16 protein-coding genes are annotated in these 19,180 nt (G+C 57.5%); 3 read left to right on the top strand and 13 right to left on the bottom strand.

Annotated elements, in window-relative coordinates:
* The first annotated feature begins 177 nt into the window (after window positions 1–177).
* Window positions 178–2,586, top strand: coding sequence for a fibronectin type III domain-containing protein (locus RYA97_RS08060; protein ID WP_117140772.1), 2,409 nt, complete (start codon window positions 178–180; stop codon window positions 2,584–2,586).
* A gap of 871 nt (window positions 2,587–3,457) precedes the next feature.
* Here the strand turns inward: RYA97_RS08060 and RYA97_RS08055 are convergent.
* The 6 genes from RYA97_RS08055 to RYA97_RS08030 form a co-directional block, all read right to left on the bottom strand.
* On the bottom strand, window positions 3,458–4,255 hold the full coding sequence (locus RYA97_RS08055; RefSeq protein WP_005746912.1) for an electron transfer flavoprotein subunit beta: 798 nt from the start codon (window positions 4,253–4,255) through the stop codon (window positions 3,458–3,460).
* Window positions 4,245–5,465: an electron transfer flavoprotein subunit alpha/FixB family protein gene (locus tag RYA97_RS08050; protein WP_005746913.1), complete on the bottom strand. Its 1,221-nt coding sequence runs from the start codon at window positions 5,463–5,465 to the stop codon at window positions 4,245–4,247. The genes RYA97_RS08055 and RYA97_RS08050 overlap by 11 nt, the downstream gene beginning before the upstream one ends.
* The gene (gene dgcB, locus RYA97_RS08045; protein WP_005746914.1) at window positions 5,465–7,426 is read right to left on the bottom strand and encodes a dimethylglycine demethylation protein DgcB; all 1,962 of its coding nucleotides are present in this window, start codon (window positions 7,424–7,426) and stop codon (window positions 5,465–5,467) included. The genes RYA97_RS08050 and dgcB overlap by 1 nt, the downstream gene beginning before the upstream one ends.
* Before the next feature lie 130 nt (window positions 7,427–7,556).
* Window positions 7,557–9,617 carry a dimethylglycine demethylation protein DgcA gene (dgcA, locus tag RYA97_RS08040; RefSeq protein ID WP_005746915.1) on the bottom strand — a complete coding sequence of 687 codons (2,061 nt, stop codon included), beginning with the start codon at window positions 9,615–9,617 and terminating at the stop codon, window positions 7,557–7,559.
* 15 nt (window positions 9,618–9,632) lie between these two features.
* Window positions 9,633–10,163: a DUF5943 domain-containing protein gene (locus tag RYA97_RS08035; protein WP_005613912.1), complete on the bottom strand. Its 531-nt coding sequence runs from the start codon at window positions 10,161–10,163 to the stop codon at window positions 9,633–9,635.
* Between the two features lie 83 nt (window positions 10,164–10,246).
* Window positions 10,247–11,224, bottom strand: a complete 978-nt coding sequence (locus RYA97_RS08030) for a dipeptidase (RefSeq protein ID WP_002555667.1) — start codon at window positions 11,222–11,224, stop codon at window positions 10,247–10,249.
* Between the two features lie 228 nt (window positions 11,225–11,452).
* On the opposite strand from RYA97_RS08030, the gene RYA97_RS08025 reads away from it, so the two are divergent.
* Together RYA97_RS08025 and RYA97_RS08020 are read left to right on the top strand one after the other, a co-directional pair.
* Window positions 11,453–11,863 (top strand): lysozyme inhibitor LprI family protein, encoded by a 411-nt coding sequence (locus RYA97_RS08025; RefSeq protein WP_002555668.1) that lies wholly within the window; start codon window positions 11,453–11,455, stop codon window positions 11,861–11,863.
* A gap of 55 nt (window positions 11,864–11,918) precedes the next feature.
* The gene (locus RYA97_RS08020; RefSeq protein ID WP_002555669.1) at window positions 11,919–12,338 is read left to right on the top strand and encodes a DUF3010 family protein; all 420 of its coding nucleotides are present in this window, start codon (window positions 11,919–11,921) and stop codon (window positions 12,336–12,338) included.
* Between the two features lie 218 nt (window positions 12,339–12,556).
* Here RYA97_RS08020 and fba read toward each other — a convergent pair whose 3' ends face one another.
* The 7 genes from fba to tkt all read right to left on the bottom strand — a co-directional run bounded on the left by fba (window position 12,557) and on the right by tkt (window position 19,034).
* Window positions 12,557–13,621 (bottom strand): class II fructose-bisphosphate aldolase, encoded by a 1,065-nt coding sequence (fba, locus tag RYA97_RS08015; RefSeq protein ID WP_004654897.1) that lies wholly within the window; start codon window positions 13,619–13,621, stop codon window positions 12,557–12,559.
* 114 nt (window positions 13,622–13,735) lie between these two features.
* Window positions 13,736–14,062, bottom strand: coding sequence for an MliC family protein (locus tag RYA97_RS08010; RefSeq protein ID WP_002555692.1), 327 nt, complete (start codon window positions 14,060–14,062; stop codon window positions 13,736–13,738).
* Window positions 14,063–14,114: 52 nt separating this feature from the next.
* Complete coding sequence (locus RYA97_RS08005) at window positions 14,115–14,312, bottom strand: hypothetical protein (RefSeq protein WP_004654900.1); 198 nt, start codon at window positions 14,310–14,312, stop codon at window positions 14,115–14,117.
* 85 nt (window positions 14,313–14,397) lie between these two features.
* A complete protein-coding gene (locus RYA97_RS08000) occupies window positions 14,398–14,628 on the bottom strand; it encodes a hypothetical protein (RefSeq protein WP_005746917.1) in 231 nt (76 codons plus the stop codon).
* 27 nt (window positions 14,629–14,655) lie between these two features.
* Window positions 14,656–15,819: a phosphoglycerate kinase gene (locus RYA97_RS07995; RefSeq protein WP_005746919.1), complete on the bottom strand. Its 1,164-nt coding sequence runs from the start codon at window positions 15,817–15,819 to the stop codon at window positions 14,656–14,658.
* A gap of 22 nt (window positions 15,820–15,841) precedes the next feature.
* Entirely contained in the window at window positions 15,842–16,885 is a 1,044-nt protein-coding gene (epd, locus tag RYA97_RS07990; RefSeq protein ID WP_002555695.1) for an erythrose-4-phosphate dehydrogenase, read from the bottom strand.
* A 151-nt stretch (window positions 16,886–17,036) separates the two neighbouring features.
* Entirely contained in the window at window positions 17,037–19,034 is a 1,998-nt protein-coding gene (gene tkt / locus RYA97_RS07985; protein WP_016980678.1) for a transketolase, read from the bottom strand.
* Window positions 19,035–19,180: the final 146 nt, after the last annotated feature.

Here is a 19,180-nt window from a genome sequence, read left to right as displayed (position 1 = left end):
GAGTACGGCTCACTCTCCAGCGAGGTGAGCCTGCTCAAACGATCGTCGACTGACGAATTTCCCGTTTCCCCCGCACAACAACTCCTCCGCCGATACCGTCATTTCTGACAGTTACCTGAAAACCCCTCTCGTGATCAACTCTCGTTGAAGTCAATCCAACGGAAGGAGACACGGACTATGCTCAACCCAAAAATCATTAATCAATATAAAAACAAAACAACCGATGCCGCCTCGGCCATGCCGGATATAAGGGGCAAAAATATTCTCATGGGGTTCTGGCATAACTGGCCTTCCGAACCCGGTCAAGGTTACCAGCAAGGCCTCTTCAAAGAGATGGCGCTGACCGACATACCCGAAGCGTATAACGTTGTGGCAGTGGCCTTTATGAAAGGTGCCGGCATTCCCACCTTCAAACCTTATAACCTGAGTGATGATGCGTTTCGCGCTCAGGTGGCAGCACTCAATGCACAAGGCCGTGCAGTGCTGATTTCTCTTGGCGGGGCTGACGCGCATATTGAGTTGCATGCCGGTCAGGAAGATGCACTGGCCTATGAAATTATTCGTCTGGTTGAAACCTATGGCTTTGACGGCCTGGATATCGACCTTGAACAAGCTGCTATTACCTTTGCCGATAACCAGACCGTATTACCCGCTGCGTTGAGGATGGTGCGCGAGTATTACGAGACAGAAGGTAAGCACTTCATCATCAGCATGGCCCCGGAATTTCCTTACCTTAGAGTCAGCAAAAAACTGCCTTTATTGAAAGAAATCACTGCGTACTTTCCGTTTCTAAAAGACGTCGTGACGTTCCTGGAATCGTTGAGAAGCGACGGCGCTTACCTGGCCTACATCAACGCTCTGGAAGACATCTATGACTTTATCGCGCCACAGTATTATAACCAGGGCGGCGATGGCATATGGGTCGATGAGCTGAACCTGTGGGTCACTCAAAACAACGACGCCCATAAGAAAGAGTTTATTTACTACCTGACCGACAGCTTGATCCACGGTACGCGTGGCTTCACTAAAATTCCGGCCGACAGGCTGGCCATTGGTCTACCGACCAACAATGACGCCGCCGCCACCGGTTACGTGGTTGATCCGCAGGACGTCAAGGATGCACTGCAAGAGCTGGAAGACGCCGGCAATCCGATTCGCGGGCTGATGACCTGGTCAGTCAACTGGGATGCCGGCAAGAACAAAAGCGGCGAGGAGTACAACTGGGAGTTCGTGAACCGCTACGGTTATCTCACCGGAGGCGAAACACCTGTACCGGAAAAACCATCAGTACCTGCTGATCTCAGATCAACCGAAAAAACTGCAACGTCGGTGAAACTGAACTGGTCGCTCTCGGAAGGCCCGCAACCGGTCTTGCAATATGAATTGCGTCGTAACGGTGCGGACTCCTTTCTTGTAGACAACCCTGTTTATAACAATACCGGCCTTCAGCCCGGTACTGCTTACAGTTACCAGGTGCGTGCAATTGATGTCATAGGCAACACATCCGAATTCTCGGCCGCGCTCACCGTACGTACACAGAGTGAAGGCGGAGGCGATGCAAAACCGACGACGCCTGTATTGAGCCTCGCAGAAGTCACCCAGAGCAGTGTGTCGCTAACGTGGACACCGTCTACCAGCGATAGCCAAATCGTCAGGTATCAAATTGGCCGAAATGGCTGGCCTTTTCAAACGATCGCAAGCGTAACGACCGCGTATACCGATAGCGACGTCACTGCCGATACTCAGTATGAATACTACGTCGTTGCACAAGATACCGAACTTCAGTGGTCAGAGGTCAGTAATGTACTAAAGGTCAAGACCGCTGGCGAAACACCTGTTCCCGGTAACCCGTCACTGCCTCTCGACTTCAAATCCACCGAACAGACCACAACGTCGGTAACGCTCGACTGGAGCAAGGCGAAAGTTGCTCACGTCCAATATGACCTCTTCAGGGATAATGTTTTTTTACAGCGCGTTGGAAGCGCACCCTTTACTGACACAAGTGTCTTGCACAGCCGTCTTTATGGTTATCAGATCCAGGCGATTGACAGCGTGGGAAACAGCTCTGAGCGCTCTGAAACGCCCTTGGTCACTACAAAGTCCGAGCCCTCTGACGATCGCCCTACGCCACCAGGCAACTTACGCCAGACCGCCGCAACAATGACCAGTGTTTCATTAGAGTGGGACGCGTCTTTCAGTGCACTGGGTGTCGCGTCCTACCGCCTCATAACCTTTGGCGGAGAGACAGTGAGTCTCGACGCCACAACACTCACGTACACTGTGGAAGGACTAACAGCGGCTAAAACGTATCAGTGTCTTGCCGGCGCGCTCGATACAGAGAAAAACCTGTCTGGCCCAAGCAATGTTGTACACGCTTCGACCAGCGCAGCGATTTCTGAGTGGAAAACAGCTCAATCCTACTTGGAGGGGGATAAAGTGACGTATGGCGGCGACACCTATATCTGTCTCAATCCTCACACCTCACAAATAGACTGGAAGCCAGGTAGTGCACCAACGTTGTGGGCGCTTTGGGTGGAGCAAGCAGGCGGCAAACTTTATCCCGGTTTGCCGAAAAAATGGCAGTAATCCTCGTGGCGTCAGGTACCTGCTGCCATAGCCGATGAGACGGGCTTGAAAATATAGAGACGAAATGATTTATCCACACAGCCTTCAAAGCGTTCATGTGGGTGAGTCGTTGCGCTGACGCAGGAATGTACTGGATAACAATCACTTATCCAGATCACCTTGCAAACATTGCACCTGTACATTTTTTGCTCAAAACCTTGTAGCCCACAGTTTCACTGGGTTACAGAGGAGCGCGAACACCTTATCCACAGAAGCACCAACAGACTTTGGGTACAACTTCGTCCGAATACCCGGCCTGCTGTGGACAACGTATAAAATGGCTGAAAAACCACCCGAATGAACCAACGCTGCACGCAAAACCCTGCTTTGATCATTTTTCATACAAAACCTCCAAAGCCTTTATTTACAAGGCTTGCAGGTAATCACAAACAACTTGTCCACAAGCACGCGCACAGAGATTGTGGGCAAACCCAGTGGCTGGCAGATGGCAGTGCGCATTTATCCACAAAAAAATGCAATAAAAATAAAGAGTTAGATTGATCGTTTTTTGAACACCACTCCGAAAGCCACGTTCTAAAAGCCCTTCAGACGTTCACGAACACATTATCCACAGGCACACACACAGGGATTGTGCGTAAGTCTTCCCGAAAAGAGTATTGGTCAAGGCCGTACAGGCGTAACGTTCAAACGAGCCATCTTACTACCCCATCACCATTTCAAGTTTCAACCGCAGTTACGAAAACGCGAATGTAAAAGTCGAGGTCAGTAATGGCGGTGGTCTGGACGGGAGTATTTCCTATGCCTGCTTCCGGCCTCTCTCCGAGCAGAAAGGCAAACCGCCCATCAAAGAGGGCAGCACAAGACCATAGCCTTACTTTACGACGCCCTCATCAATCAACAGCTTCAGAATCGCGGCTGCGCCCTCTTCCGGGCGCAGCCCCTTCAGCACTTGGCCTGCGCCGCCGCTGGCCTTGGCAGTGGCGGCTTTCATGCGATCAGCGCCGCTCTTGGCCTTGATCACTTTCAGGCGTTTGGGCCGCGGTCTGGCTGGCTGCAGCGCTTGGTTGGTCAATAACTCATCGGCAACGACCTGAACTCTTTCGGTGTCCAGCGTGCCACGCTGTGCAGGCCCGAACGCGCTCTGCCGAGGTTTGGGAGCCGCGTTATCCACAGTGGCCAGAAACGGCAGGCGGACCTTCAGCCGACGACGCTGGCCGCGAGGCAGAGCCTGCAACACCACTGCGGTACCATTGTTCAGCGACTCGACTTCAGCCAGACCGGTCACCAGTGGCCAGCCCAGCCTTTCAGCCAACAAAAAAGGCAGCATGCCCGACCCTTCACCGGTTTCAGCCTGACTGCCGGCCAGCACCACCTGTGCGGCAGAATCGCGGAGGTAGTCAGTCAACGCGACCAGCGCATCGGCGCCCTCGGGTTGCTCCAGCACATGTAGCTCGTTGAGCCCCATGCCAAGGTAAGCGCGCAGCGCCGGTTCTTCGGCATTGCCGGCGTGCAGTACCTGCAAGTTATCCCCAGTCAGCTGCAAACCAAGCTCGACGGCCCGCGCATCCTGTTCGGCGCGGCGCGCACGACCTGATGTCGGGTGCGCTCCGATGGATACCAGACTGATGATCTGTACCGCATGCTTATCCACAGACACTTCAGGCTGCATCACGCTTACCTCCGCTGCGCCAGGCTTGCACTGCGGCTATCAACGCCGTGAGCACTTCGGCGCTTTCGCCGATGACCGATAGATCAGCGCGCTTGACCATGTCGCACCCCGCATCCAGATTGATCGCAATGACCTTGTCACAGGCGCCGATGCCCTGCAGATGCTGGATGGCCCCGGAAATACCGACGGCGACATACACCCTTGCGGTCACCCAGGTACCACTCGCGCCTACCTGACGCTCGCGGCCCATGAAACCATCGTCCACCGCCACCCGCGACGCCCCTTCGGTGGCCCCGAGTGCCGAAGCGGCCTGATGAAACAGGTCCCAGTCTTTGACACCATTGCCGCCAGACAGAATGAATTCGGCTTCAGCCATGGGGATAACGCCAGGATCGACGGCAACTGCTCCCAGGTCTTCGATACGCGGCAGGCTGCGTGCGACGCCTGTGGACAACTCGACCGGCACTACCTCGTGGCGGGTTTCGCTGACCGGTTCGGCGCACTCCACCGCGGCCAGAATCAGACGGGCCAAAGGCCGAACCAGGTCTTCGCGTCCCGCGCCTGCCCGACTTATGCACAGCTGGTCCTTGACCTGCCAGACCCGCGTTGCAGGTCGCTCGCCGATGCTGGCGGCAAAACGTCTTCCCAGTTCGCCACCGCCGCTACGGCTATCCGGCAGCAGCCAGTGGCGCGGGGTGAACTGGTTATCCACAGCTCGCAAACCCTGCACGCGCTGTTCCGGTGAATAACCGTCGAACCCGGCACCGTCGATAATCAATAACCGATCCACGCCAGCAACGTCGAAAGCAGTTTCCTTGTGTTCGCCGAACACCACTGCCAGCACGGCACCTTCAACTCCGGCAAGCTGACGCGCCAGCCCCAGCAAGTCGCGATCGTGGCTGCTCAGGCGGCCGCCGACCATATCGGGCACCACCGTGATATAGAACGCTGGCTCGACGATGGTATGCAGTGGCAACTGCACGTCGGCGACGGCCGAACGCTTGACCGCGCCACCCTGCTGAGCGCCGCTACGGTCGATGCGCTTTATACCGCTGGGACCGATAAAACCCAGGCCATGCACGTTCTTGCGCAGCAAACCGTTTGGTCCCATCCAACTGCTCTGCACAGGCTGCATGGCCGCATGCAGCGGGTGCAGTCGATTGCGAGCGATCCACTCGGCACGAGGGTCGCGGCGGATAATGTCGCTCATCAGTGCACCTCCGCGGGTTCACGTTTGCTGGCAAAAGACGGGCTGGGGATAACTTCTTCAATCAGCGCATCGGCCACCAGCTCGGCGATATCCTTGATCAACGGGCGTGGTTCAACCACGCCTTCAAGCATGGCCGTGCACTGTGGACAACCGACTGCTACCACCTCGGCAGCGGTTTCACGAATGTCGTCCATGCGCATGTCGGGAATTCGCTGTTTGCCGGGGATATCGGTGATCGGCGCGCCGCCACCACCGCCACAGCAGCGGGAACGAAAGCCCGAGCGCTGCATTTCCCTGATTTCTATACCCAGCGCACGCAGCACGTCACGAGGGGCCTCGTACTCGCCGTTATAACGGCCCAGGTAACACGGGTCGTGATAGGTCACGCTGGCACCTTTGTGCTGGCCCAGACTCAATGCGCCATTGCGCACAAGTTCAGCCATGAAGGTGCTGTGATGCTGCACCTGATAGTCACCGCCAAAAGCGCCATATTCGTTTTTCAGCACATGAAAACTGTGTGGGTCGCAGGTCACGATACGCTTGAAGCTGTAATTGGCCAGGGTCTGAATGTTGCGTCGGGCGAGCATCTGGAAGGTCGCTTCATCACCCAGACGCCGCGCCACGTCACCGCTGTCGCGCTCTTCGAGGCCCAGCACGGCGAAATCGATCCTGGCCGCTTTAAGCACTTTGACGAAGGCGCGCAGCGTGCGCTGATTGCGCATGTCGAACGCGCCATCGCCGACCCAGAACAGCACGTCAACGCTCTTTCTCTCGCTGAGCAGACTCAGGTTCAGATCCGCTGCCCAGTTCATCCGCCCGCCCGGTGCAAAACCGCCGGGGTTATCGGTGGCGATCAGGTTATCCAGCACCTCGGCACCCTTGTTTGGCGTCGCGCCCTTTTCGAGGGTCAGGTGACGGCGCATGTCGACGATGGCATCGACGTGCTCGATCATCATTGGGCACTCTTCGACGCAGGCTCGGCACGTGGTGCAGGACCATAGCGTTTCGGCGTCCACCAGCCCGTTGACGATGGGCTGATGCGGATTGCCGCCATGCTCGCCCAGCGGCTTGCCTTTGCCATCCAGCGACGGATATGGACTGCCCGCAAATTTTGCGTCGGTGCCACCGGCAAGGCCGACCACCATGTCCTGAATCAACTTTTTCGGGTTGAGTGGCTGGCCTGCCGCAAACGCCGGGCAGGCCGCTTCGCACTTGCCGCACTGCACGCAGGCGTCGAAGCCCAGCAGTTGGTTCCAGGTGAAGTCCTGAGGTTTTTCCACACCAAGCGGTGCGGTTCGATCGTTCAGGTCCAAAGGTTTCAGGCCCGTGGAACGTCCCCCAGCAAAACGCTCGGCTCGCCGGTGCCAAGCCAGATGCAGCGCCCCGGCGAAAGCATGTTTCATCGGCCCGCCCCAGGTCATGCCGAAGAGCAGTTCACTGATGCCCCACAACACGCCCAACCCGAGGATAACGACCAGCACCCAGCCACCAAAATGCTCGGGAAGAATGCCCGCCACCGGCAGCGTGACCAGAAAGAAGCTCGCTGAAAACGCCATGAGGCTTTTCGGCAGGCGCATCCAAGGCCCTTTCGACAAACGCGCGGGCGGATTGAGACGACGCTTATAGACAAATACCGCGCCGACAAACATCACCGCCGTCATTAGCAATAGCGCGTAGCCAAGAACGCGGTTATGCAGGCCGAAGCCGTGCACCAGAATCGCCAGCACGATTGAGGCAACCGCCCCGCCTGCAGTGGCAACATGGGTGTTGGCGATGTATTTATCGCGTGCGACTACGTGGTGCAGGTCAACCATGTAGCGCTTGGGCATGGCCAGCAGCCCGCCGAGCAAGTCGACTTTCGAGGGCCGTCCGTTGCGCCACATGCTCACCCGCCGCCACGCACCCAGCGCCGCAAGGGCCAGGGCGCTGAACAGCAGGATGGGAAGAAGAGTATCTAGCATCACGTTGCCCTCAAGATGCAAGCTTTAAGCTGGAAGCTTTAAGCTGGAAGCCTCAAGCTGCAAGCTTCAAGAAAAAGCACCGAGCAAAGGCTTCTACTTGCAGCTTGAAGCTTGCAACCTGTAGCTGTTCTCAAAAATCCTTGCACAGGCGCAAGCCGTCATAGATCGCTGCATGGGTATTGCGCTGCGCCACGCAGTCGCCGATACGGAACAGCAGGTAACCGTCGCCCGGCTGGCTCAATGAAGGCTGAGGCTGAATGGCGAACAGTGCATCGATGTCGATCTGGCCCTTGTTGCGCGAGCCTTCCTTGAGCGCGTAATAAATCGCTTCGTCCGGACGCACGCCGTTCTCCACCACCACTTGATCGACAACTCGCTCCTCCTTGGCACCGGTGTATTCGTTCTCCAGCACCGCCACCAGCTTGTCGCCCTCGCGATAGACCTTTTCCAGCATCATGTCGCCGGTCATGATCACTTCCTTGGGGTACATGCTGCGGTAGTAGGTCGGGAACGAGGTTCCGCCAATTGCCACGCCCGGCTTGATGTCATCGGTGACGATTTCGACCTGGCTGCCCTTGTCGGCCAGATAGTCGGCTACCGACATGCCGGTGAACTCGCAGATGGTGTCGTAGACCAGCACGTTCTTGCCCGGCGCAACTTTGCCATCCAGCACGTCCCAGCTGCTGACCACCAACCCTTCGGCAGCGCCCCAGTGTTCGTTCTGCTCCAGAAACGGATGACCGCCCACCGCCAGCACCACGATGTCTGGGCGCAGGTCCAGGATGGTTGCTGCATCGGCCGCAACGCCTAGACGCAAATCTACTTTCAGGCGCGCCAGCTCCAGCTGGAACCAGCGCGTAATACCGGCAATCTGGTCGCGCTGCGGTGCTTTGGACGCGGTAGTGATCTGCCCGCCAATGAATTCCTTCTTCTCGAACAGGGTCACGTCATGGCCACGCTCGGCAGATACCCGAGCCGCTTCCATACCGGCAGGACCGGCACCGACTACCACGACCTTGCGTTTCGGCCCAGTGGACTTTTCGATGATGTGCGGCACGCCCATGTATTCGCGGGACGTCGCAGCGTTCTGGATGCACAACACATCCAGCCCCTGATACTGGCGGTCGATGCAGTAGTTGGCACCGACGCACTGTTTGATCTGATCGATCTGGCCCATCTTGATCTTGGCGATCAGGTGCGGGTCGGCAATGTGCGCGCGGGTCATGCCGACCATGTCCACATAGCCGCCTTCCAGAATTCGCGTTGCCTGGTTCGGGTCCTTGATGTTCTGCGCGTGCAGCACCGGGGCCTTGACCACTTCCTTGATCCCGGCCGCCAGGTGCAAAAACGGCTCCGGTGGATAACTCATGTTTGGAATGACGTTGGCCAGGGTGTTGTGGGTGTCGCAACCCGAGCCCACCACGCCGATGAAATCGATCATGCCGGTGTCGTCGTAATACTTGGCGATCTGTTTCATGTCTTCGTGACTGAGGCCATCGGGGTGGAACTCGTCGCCACAGATGCGCAGGCCCACACAAAAGTCGGGGCCGACCTCCTTGCGCACCGCCTTGATAACTTCAAGACCAAAGCGCATGCGGTTCTCGAAACTGCCGCCCCATTCATCGGTGCGCTTGTTGACCCGCGGGCTCCAGAACTGGTCGATCATGTGCTGGTGCACCGCCGACAACTCGACCCCGTCCAGCCCACCGGCCTTGGCACGCGCCGCTGCGCTGGCGTAGTTGCCGATCACTCGCCAGATCTCCTCCGGCTCAATGGTCTTGCAAGTCGCACGGTGTACCGGCTCGCGAATGCCTGACGGCGACATCAGGGTCGGCCAGTGATCACCATCCCAGCGCGAGCGACGGCCCATGTGAGTAATCTGGATCATGATCTTGGCGCCGTGCTTGTGCATGGCGTCGGCGAGGTTCTGGAAGTGCGGGATGATTCTGTCGGTCGCCAGATTGACCGATTTCCACCAGCCTTGCGGGCTGTCGATGGCGACACTTGATGAGCCGCCGCAGATGGCCAGACCGATGCCGCCCTTGGCCTTCTCTTCGTAGTACTTCACATACCGGTCGGTGGTCATACCGCCGTCTGTGGCATAAACCTCAGCGTGCGCGGTACTCAACACACGGTTACGGATTGTCAGTTTGCCAATCTGGATCGGCTGGAACATCGCTTCGAAAGCCATAACGCGATCCTCGATTTACAGCGGCTTGACGACAAACAGTCCGTCGTCGTGACCTTCTTCGGAGCCACCGTAAACCTGCTCGGCTACGGTACGGATCGAGCTGCCGCTGGCGGCGAGTATCTGGTCCATCGCCCCGGCAAACCAGCCGGTGAACATGTAGTCGACCTTGCGTCCGACCTTGCCGTAGACATACACGAAACAGGAGTGCTCAAGCTTCACGCTGGCGGTGCCTTTTTCGATATCGATGTCCTGAATCTTGAACAGTCCCCAGCCGCGTTGCGACAGACGCTTCATGTAGTGCTCGAACACGGCAACACCTTGCAGGCCGTGGCATTCGGCTTCTTTTTCACACCAGTGCCAAGCGGACTTATAACCGGCTTTGTAGAGAATGTCAGCGTAGGCATCGGCACCCAGCACTTCTTCGATGCCCATGTGGTTGTTGACGAAAAAGTGCCGTGGCACATAGAGCATCGGCAACGCATCGGAGGTCCAGACGCCGGTTTCGCTGTCGACTTCGATAGGCAGTTGCGGGGCGATTTTAGCCATGGGGTCAAACTCCAGATGATTCGGGTTACACCCACCGCCCGAAAGGCCGCGGGGGTTCAATTCGATAAGGTGTGGCTGGCGGATTACTCGCCCCAGACGTCGGCCAGTACGTTGACCCAGTTCTCGCCCATGATCTTGCGCACCACGCGCTCGGAATGACCGCGCTTGAGCAATGTTTCAGTCAGATTGGGAAACTCGCCCACGGTGCGGATGCCCAGCGGGTTGATGATCTTGCCGAAGCTGGTCAGACGGCGGGCGTAGCCCTTGTCGTGGGTCAGGTATTCAAAAAAGTCCTGACCGTGCCCTTGGGTAAAGTCAGTACCAATGCCGATGGCATCTTCACCCACGATGTTCATCACGTATTCGATGGCTTCGGCGTAATCGTCGATGGTCGAATCGATGCCCTTGGCCAGAAACGGCGCGAACATGGTCACGCCCACAAAGCCGCCGTGGTCGGCAATAAACTTCAGTTCAGCGTCGGATTTGTTGCGCGGATGCTCTTTGAGGCCTGAAGGCAGGCAGTGGGAATAGCAGACCGGCTTTTTCGATTCGAGAATGACTTCTTCCGAGGTTTTCGAACCCACGTGGGACAGGTCGCACATCACCCCGACACGGTTCATTTCAGCAACGATCTCACGACCGAAACCCGACAGCCCGCCGTCGCGTTCGTAGCAGCCGGTGCCGACCAGGTTCTGGGTGTTGTAGCACATCTGCACGATGCCGACGCCCAGTTGCTTGAAGATCTCGACGTAGCCGATCTGGTCTTCATAGGCATGCGCATTCTGGAAGCCGAAGAGGATGCCGGTCTTGCCCAGTTCCTTGGCCTTGCGAATGTCGGCGGTAGTGTGTACCGGCATGACCAGGTCGCTGTTTTCGCGCATCAGTTTCTGGCTGCTGCAGATGCTGTTGATAGTGGCCTGGAAGCCTTCCCATACCGACACCGTGCAGTTGGCCATGGTCAGACCGCCCTTGCGCATGTCTTCAAACAGCTCGCGGTTCCACTTGGCGATGATCAGCCCGTCAATAACGATGCTGTCGGCGTGCAATTCGGCTGGGCTCATCAGGCTGTCCCCTTTTTTGATTCCGGCGCGCCGAATCGGCTGTCGGCGCTAATGGGGTCAGCATATGCCGGAGGGTCGCGTGAACCGGGTGCAAAAACGACAGGGGGTTTGCCGAAAGCGTCAAGATGCGACAAAGGGTGACGGCGTGTCGCCCCACGATGTCGTAAACCTGTTCATTGTCTCGCGCTTGAGACAGAATCCAGCGTATCAATGGATCGGAGCGACTCGATGAAAACGTTTTTGCTGACCCTGGCCCTGATGGCAACGGCTGTGACAGGCGTACAGGCTGCTCAGAACCCGGATGTCTCGCCTTGCGACGGTGTTGACGATGACAAGCAGACTCTGGAGTGCTCGGTTTACAGCCGCACGACTGCAGAAGAATTGCTCAAGGAAAACTTCAACAACCTGCTCAAGCGTGTTCAGTCGCAGTTCGTTGCCAACAAGACGCAATTCAACGACTTTACCAGCAAACTCAAGACCGCCCAGCAAGCCTGGGAGAAGCTGCGTGACGCAGATTGCGCCGTTGAAGTCTTCCCTTCTGCGGCAGGCAGCAAAGCATTCACCATCAGTGAAAACGACTGCATTGCGCGCATGAGCGACGAGCGCTCGGAGTACCTGGAGTCGATTGCACAGGAATAACGTCTACGATGAGATAACCTGCTTCTTTATATGAACGAGCTCATCAGGTTTTCTCATGATTATTTGCGGTGTAGAAATCAAAGGCAGCGAAGCCATATTCGCCCTTGCCACTCGGCAGAGCAGCGGGCTCGCTCATCTGCCGCTGGCCACGAAAAAGATCGCGCTGGAGGACGATGAAGAGCCTGCCAACGTCAAGGCTTTCGCTACGCAGCTCGCCAGCTTCGTACGCGAACACGGCGTCAGCCACATCGCCATCAAAAAACGCAGCAAGAAAGGCGAATTCGCCGGCGGCCCGACCACATTCAAGATCGAAACCATCTTTCAACTGATGTCCGATTGCGATGTAGCGCTGATCTCGCCGCAGACCATTAATGCGCAGAACAAGAAACACGCTTTCGCCCTGCCCGATACGCTTAACAAGTATCAGCACGAAGCTTACAAGGCGGCGTGTGCGGGGTTGATGAAGAGCGTTTAAGCAACTTCAAGAGAGGACGCAGAGCGTCCAGAAAGGCATGCGACGCGGAGCGTCGCACGATAGTTGTAGGTGTTCTCCCGGACGCCGATCGTTCCTCACGCTCCAGCGTGGGAATGCCTGTCGTGACGCTCTGCGTCACAAATCTGCGCCGCGCTGCCAATTTCGAAGCGCTATAAAAAAACCCGCATTTCTGCGGGTTTTTTCAATGCGCAATCAACTCAGTTGATCTTGGCATCCAGCTCGCCACGCGCGTAGCGTTCGAACATGGCGTCCAGGGAGATCGGTTTGATCTTCGAGGCGTTGCCAGCGGTGCCGAAGGCTTCGTAGCGCGCGATGCACACGTCACGCATGGCCGAGACGGTTTTGGCCAGATACTTGCGCGGGTCGAACTCGCTTGGGTTTTTAGCCATGAATTCGCGGATGGCACCGGTAGAGGCAAGACGCAGGTCGGTATCGATGTTGACCTTGCGCACGCCGTGCTTGATGCCTTCAACGATTTCTTCGACCGGCACACCGTAGGTTTCTTTGATGTCGCCGCCGAACTCGTTGATGATTTTCAGCCATTCCTGTGGAACGGACGAAGAACCGTGCATCACCAGGTGAGTGTTCGGGATGCGCTTGTGGATCTCTTTGATGCGCTCGATCGCCAGGATGTCACCGGTAGGCGGCTTGGTGAACTTGTACGCACCGTGGCTGGTGCCAATGGCAATGGCCAGAGCATCGACCTGAGTGCGCTTGACGAAGTCAGCCGCTTCTTCAGGGTCGGTCAGCATCTGGCTGTGGTCCAGAACGCCTTCCGCGCCAACACCATCTTCTTCACCGGCCATACCGGTTTCCAGCGAACCCAGCACGCCCAGCTCACCTTCCACGGAAACGCCGCAGGCGTGAGCAAAGGACACTACGCGACGGGTAACGTCGACGTTGTAGTCGTAATCGGCTGGGGACTTGCCGTCTTCACGCAGCGAGCCGTCCATCATCACCGAGCTGAAGCCCAGCTGGATCGAGCGCTGGCAGATGTCAGGGCTGGTGCCGTGGTCCTGGTGCATAACCACCGGGATGTGCGGAAATTCTTCGATCGCGGCGAGAATCAGGTGACGCAGAAACGGCGCGCCGGCGTATTTGCGGGCACCGGCAGAAGCCTGGACGATCACCGGGGAGTCGGTCTTGTCGGCCGCTTCCATAATGGCGCGCATCTGTTCCAGGTTGTTTACGTTGAAAGCTGGAACGCCGTAGCCGAATTCGGCTGCGTGGTCCAACATCTGGCGCATGCTGATAAGTGCCATTGTCTGTCTCTCTCCCGGTAGGGTCGTTAATCGAGCAAGCCTGCCGTAGTGGCGGCTGCCATTCAAGTTATAAGCTCAGCCACGAAGGCTGCGCGTGTGTGCCCGAGATCCGACTTATCTGGCCTTGCAGCCGCGACCGATCAGATCGTTGGTAGCGTCCCAATAGATCAGGCCCTCGCTACCCTTGTTGACGAATGCCAACACATTGTTGCTGTAAAGCGTTCCGCTGGCAGCGCCGGGTTCAGCCTTGAGCCTGAACACCTGATCGCTTTGATTCAGACGAACATCGACTTCCTTTTTGGCCGAATCGATGTAGCGCCAGTTGACCTCTGCATTGCTGTCACACACCCAACGGTTCCAAGGGTCATTGTGCTGCGATGTGCTCAGGCTCGAACAACCGCCGAGCACTGCCAAAACCCCAAGGGCAATCACGCGTCTCATTACATCTCCTGGCTGCCCTGCGAAACGCGGTGTATGCCGGTCGTCTCAACTGTCAGGGGCAGTTCTGTTCCTGTTTACGGTCGTCGGCCGGCTCACCCGTTACATGTGCCTCGACCCGTTGACTGTTTTCAGTCGTCGGCACATTCACAGAGGCCGGGCTGAATATCTGACAGGTCTTGGCATGTGAGCCAGAACCGGTACAACCAGCCAATACAACGCAGCTCATCAGAGCCAGGGCAGCGATCTTCATGGCGAAACTCCTTTGCCGGAAAAATATCCACTCTTTAAAGACCGCCCAAGCCCGTCAATGTTGCCAAACGGATTTCAGACCTGGCTCACAAACATCCTACATTGCCTGTTCTGGGCATGAACTCGTAACGATCCCATGCCTGCGGACCGCCACGCTTGTAGATGACCGGCACCGTTTCGGCCTGCCAGCCCGCCTGATAACAGCTTAACTGGAGCGGTTGGCTCGAGGAGTCGCTCTCCACCTCTTCAACCGCAGGTTTGCCCGCGCAACCGGCCAGCAAACCTGCGATGAGAAACCACGGTAACGCCCTGACCATTGACCACTCCTTGTCCAAAGCTTTCATTCAAGCCTTGGCGCGTTGTTCGAGCACTTCTACCGCTGGCAGAACCTTGCCTTCCACGAACTCGAGGAATGCACCGCCACCGGTCGAAATGTAGGAAATCTGTTCTGCAACACCATACTTGTCGATGGCCGCCAGTGTGTCGCCACCGCCCGCGATGGAGAACGCCTGGCTTTCGCCAATGGCCTTGGCCAGCGTTTTGGTGCCTTCACCAAACTGATCGAATTCAAACACGCCGACTGGACCGTTCCACAGGATAGTCCCGGAAGATTTCAGTAATTCGGCGAAATGCGCAGCAGTTTGCGGGCCAATATCGAGAATCATGTCGTCGTCGGCCACGTCAGCGATCAGCTTGACGGTTGCAGTGGCGCTCTCGGCGAATTCCTTGGCAACCACCACGTCCGTCGGCAATGGCACGCTGACCTTGGCGGCAATGGCGCGAGCGGTGTCGAGCAGGTCAGGTTCGTACAGCGATTTACCGACCTTGTGACCCGCTGCAGCCAGGAAGGTATTGGCAATGCCGCCGCCGACGATCAACTGATTGCAGATGCCGCTCAGGCTGTTGAGTACGTCAAGCTTGGTGGACACCTTGGAGCCGGCAACGATGGCAGTCATCGGCTGAGCCGGAGCGCCCAAGGCCTTGCCCAGCGCTTCAAGCTCGGCGGCCAGCAACGGGCCTGCCGCTGCCACTTTGGCGAATTTGGCAACGCCGTGGGTCGAGCCCTCGGCACGGTGAGCGGTACCGAAAGCGTCCATCACGAACACGTCGCACAGGGCCGCATATTTCTGTGCCAGCTCGTCGGCGTTCTTTTTCTCGCCCTTGTTGAAGCGAACGTTCTCGAACAGCACGACGTCGCCGGCCTTGACGTCAACGCCGTTCAGATAATCGGCAACCAGCGGAACATCACGACCCAATGCCTTGCTCAGGTACTCGGCAACCGGCTTGAGGCTGTTTTCAGCAGAGAACTCGCCCTCGGTCGGACGACCCAGGTGCGAGCAGACCATGACGGCCGCGCCTTTTTCCAACGCCAGCCTGATGGTCGGCAGCGAGGCAAGAATACGTGCATCACTGCTGACAACGCCGTCCTTTACCGGGACATTGAGGTCTTCGCGGATCAGTACACGTTTACCTTGCAGATCGAGGTCGGTCATCTTCAAGACGGTCATGAGCATTCCTGTTTTTTTACTGTTATTGGTCAGCGACGCGCAGAAAGTGATCGGCGACGTCGAGCATTCGGTTGGCAAAACCCCATTCGTTATCGAACCAGGCCAGCAGATTGACCAGCCTGGGACCGGAAACGCGGGTCTGACTCGCATCGACAATCGCCGAATGCGGGTCATGGTTGAAATCGCAGCTGGCGTGCGGCAACTCAGTGTAGGCCAGCAGTCCCTTGAGCGGGCCGCTGGTGGCGGCCTCACGCAAAATACGGTTGATCTCGACAGCGTCGGTGTCTCGCGACATTTGCAGCGTAATGTCCAGGCAAGACACATTGACGGTCGGAACACGAACAGCTTTGGCCTGAATTCGGCCGGCAAGTTCCGGAAGCAGCCGCTCGATTCCGCGCGCCAGACCGGTGGACACCGGAATGATCGACTGAAACGCCGAGCGGGTACGGCGCAGATCTTCGTGGTGATAGGCGTCGATCACCGGCTGATCATTCATTGCCGAATGGATGGTCGTGATGGTGATGTACTCAAGGCCGATGGCCTGATCCAGCAGACGCAGCAGCGGCACACTGCAATTGGTGGTACACGATGCTGCGGAGACCAGTAATTCCCGGCCAGTCAGCTTCTGCTGGTTGACACCGAACACGACAGTGGCGTCGACATCCCGCTCGCTGGCCATCGGCTGAGAGAACAGCACCCTCGGCGCACCCGCATTCAGAAAGCGCTGGCCGTCTTCGCGAGTGTTGTAGACACCGGAACACTCGAGCACAAGATCGACCTCCAGCCCGGCCCAGTCGATACCTTCCGGTGTCGCGCTGCGCAGGACCTTGATGCGGTGATCATTGATATGCAGGTATTGCCCCTCGACCCGCACTTCGCCGGGAAACCGGCCGTGTGTGGAGTCAAAGCGCGTGAGGTATTCGAGACTGGCCATGTCGGCCAGATCATTGATGGCAACCACTTCAAACCCGGCCTTGGCCCCCCGCTCGCACAGCGCGCGAACAACACAACGACCAATACGGCCGTAACCGTTCAGAGCAACTTTGTAAGGGCGGGGCTGGGGCATGAAGTTTTCGCCAGGGAATAACAGTCATGTGGGAGCGGACTTGTCCGCGAATGGCAGCACTCGGTGCAGCTGATTTACCGAGTTGCTACATTCGCGAGCAAGGCGGATCGCCGCCCCGGTCGCTCCCACAACATCAACATTACATAGCTGATCAGTCTTCGAGCAGCTCTTCAGCCGTGCTCAAGACGTTTTCCAGCGTAAAGCCGAACTCTTCGAACAAGGCTGACGCAGGGGCCGACTCGCCGAACGTGGTCATGCCGATCACGCGACCTTCCAGACCCACGTATTTGTACCAGTAGTCGGCGTGAGCCGCTTCGATGGCAATACGTGCACTGACCTGCAGTGGCAGAACAGCCTGCTTGTAGGCCGCATCCTGAGCTTCGAAGATGCTGGTGCATGGCATGGAGACCACACGAACGTTGCGACCCTGCTCGGTCAGCTTGTCATACGCCTGCACAGCCAGACCGACTTCCGAACCGGTCGCGATCAGGATCAGCTCAGGCTCTGCAGCGCAGTCACGCAGTACATAGCCGCCACGGGCAATGGCATCTATTTGCTGCTGTTCACGCGCTTGGTGAGTCAGGTTCTGACGCGAGAAAATCAACGCGGATGGACCGTCATTGCGCTCGATGGCGTGTTTCCAGGCCACGGCCGATTCCACGGCATCTGCCGGACGCCAGGTGTCCAGGTTCGGCGTGGTACGCAGGCTGGTCAGTTGCTCGATCGGCTGGTGAGTCGGGCCGTCTTCGCCCAGACCGATGGAGTCGTGGGTGAATACGTAGATCACGCGCTTCTTCATCAGCGAGGCCATACGCACCGCGTTGCGAGCATATTCCATGAAGATCAGGAAGGTTGCGCCGTACGGCACGAAGCCGCCGTGCAGGGCGATACCGTTCATCATGGCGCCCATACCGAACTCACGAACACCGTAGTGCAGGTAGTTGCCGTTGGGGTCTTCGCCAGTGATGCTCTTGCAGCCTTTCCAGATGGTCAGGTTGGAGCCGGCCAGGTCGGCCGAACCACCGAGAATTTCCGGCAGCAACGGGCCCAGTGCGCTCAGGGCGTTCTGACTGGCCTTACGGCTGGCGATGGTTTCGCCTTTGGCGTTGACTTCGGCGACATAAGCAGCGGATTTCTCTGCAAAGTCAGCAGGCAACTCGCCGCTCATGCGACGAATGAAGTCGTTGGCCAGCTCAGGGAAAGCGGCGGAATAGGCAGCAAAGCGCTGATCCCACTCGGCTTCGGCAGCCAGGCCTTTTTCTTTCGCATTCCACTCGGCGTAGATATCAGCCGGAATTTCGAAAGGACCGTGGTTCCATTTCAGGGCCGCACGGGTCAGGGCGATTTCGTCCGCACCCAGCGGCGCACCGTGGGATTCTTCCTTGCCCTGCTTGTTCGGCGAGCCAAAGCCGATGGTGGTCTTGCAGCAGATCAGCGTCGGCTTGTCGCTCTTGCGCGCGGTGTCGATGGCGGTCTTGATTTCTTCAGGGTCATGACCGTCGACATTGCGGATCACCAACCAGCCGTACGACTCGAAACGCTTAGGGGTATCGTCGGTGAACCAGCCTTCCACTTCACCATCGATGGAGATGCCGTTGTCGTCGTAGAACGCGATCAGCTTGTTCAGCTGCAACGTGCCGGCCAGGGAAGCGACTTCGTGGGAAATACCTTCCATCATGCAGCCATCACCCATAAACACGTAGGTATGGTGATCAACGATGGAATGGCCTGGACGGTTGAACTGTGCGGCGAGGGTTTTCTCGGCAGCGGCAAAACCGACGGCGTTGGCAAAACCCTGACCCAATGGGCCAGTAGTGGTTTCAACGCCAGGAGTGTAGCCAAACTCGGGGTGACCCGGTGTGCGGCTGTGCAGTTGACGGAAGTTTTTCAGGTCGTCGATGGACAGGTCGTAGCCGGTCAGGTGCAGCAACGAATAGACCAGCATCGAACCATGGCCGTTGGACATGATGAAACGGTCACGGTCAGCGAACGCGGGGTTTGCCGGGTTGTGCTTAAGATAATCACGCCACAGAACCTCGGCGATATCCGCCATGCCCATCGGGGCACCCGGATGGCCGCTGTTGGCTTTTTGCACGGCATCCATGCTTAGGGCACGAATAGCATTGGCACGCTCACGACGGCTTGGCATCGCTGATCTCCTGGGAATTGTAAAATTAGGATCGGAAAAAAGACGGCCATTTTCCCTCAGGGACAGGCCGGGGGCAATCACAGATAGTCGACCATAGGCTTTTTTCCGGGGTTACGGACATTATTTGCCCTGTAAAGACTGGATTA

Source organism: Pseudomonas syringae group sp. 26L6 (genome assembly GCF_032587815.1).
GTDB lineage: Bacteria > Pseudomonadota > Gammaproteobacteria > Pseudomonadales > Pseudomonadaceae > Aquipseudomonas > Aquipseudomonas amygdali.
Note: the sequence above shows the minus strand (reverse complement) of the source record. Positions and strands in the feature narration are given on the sequence as shown.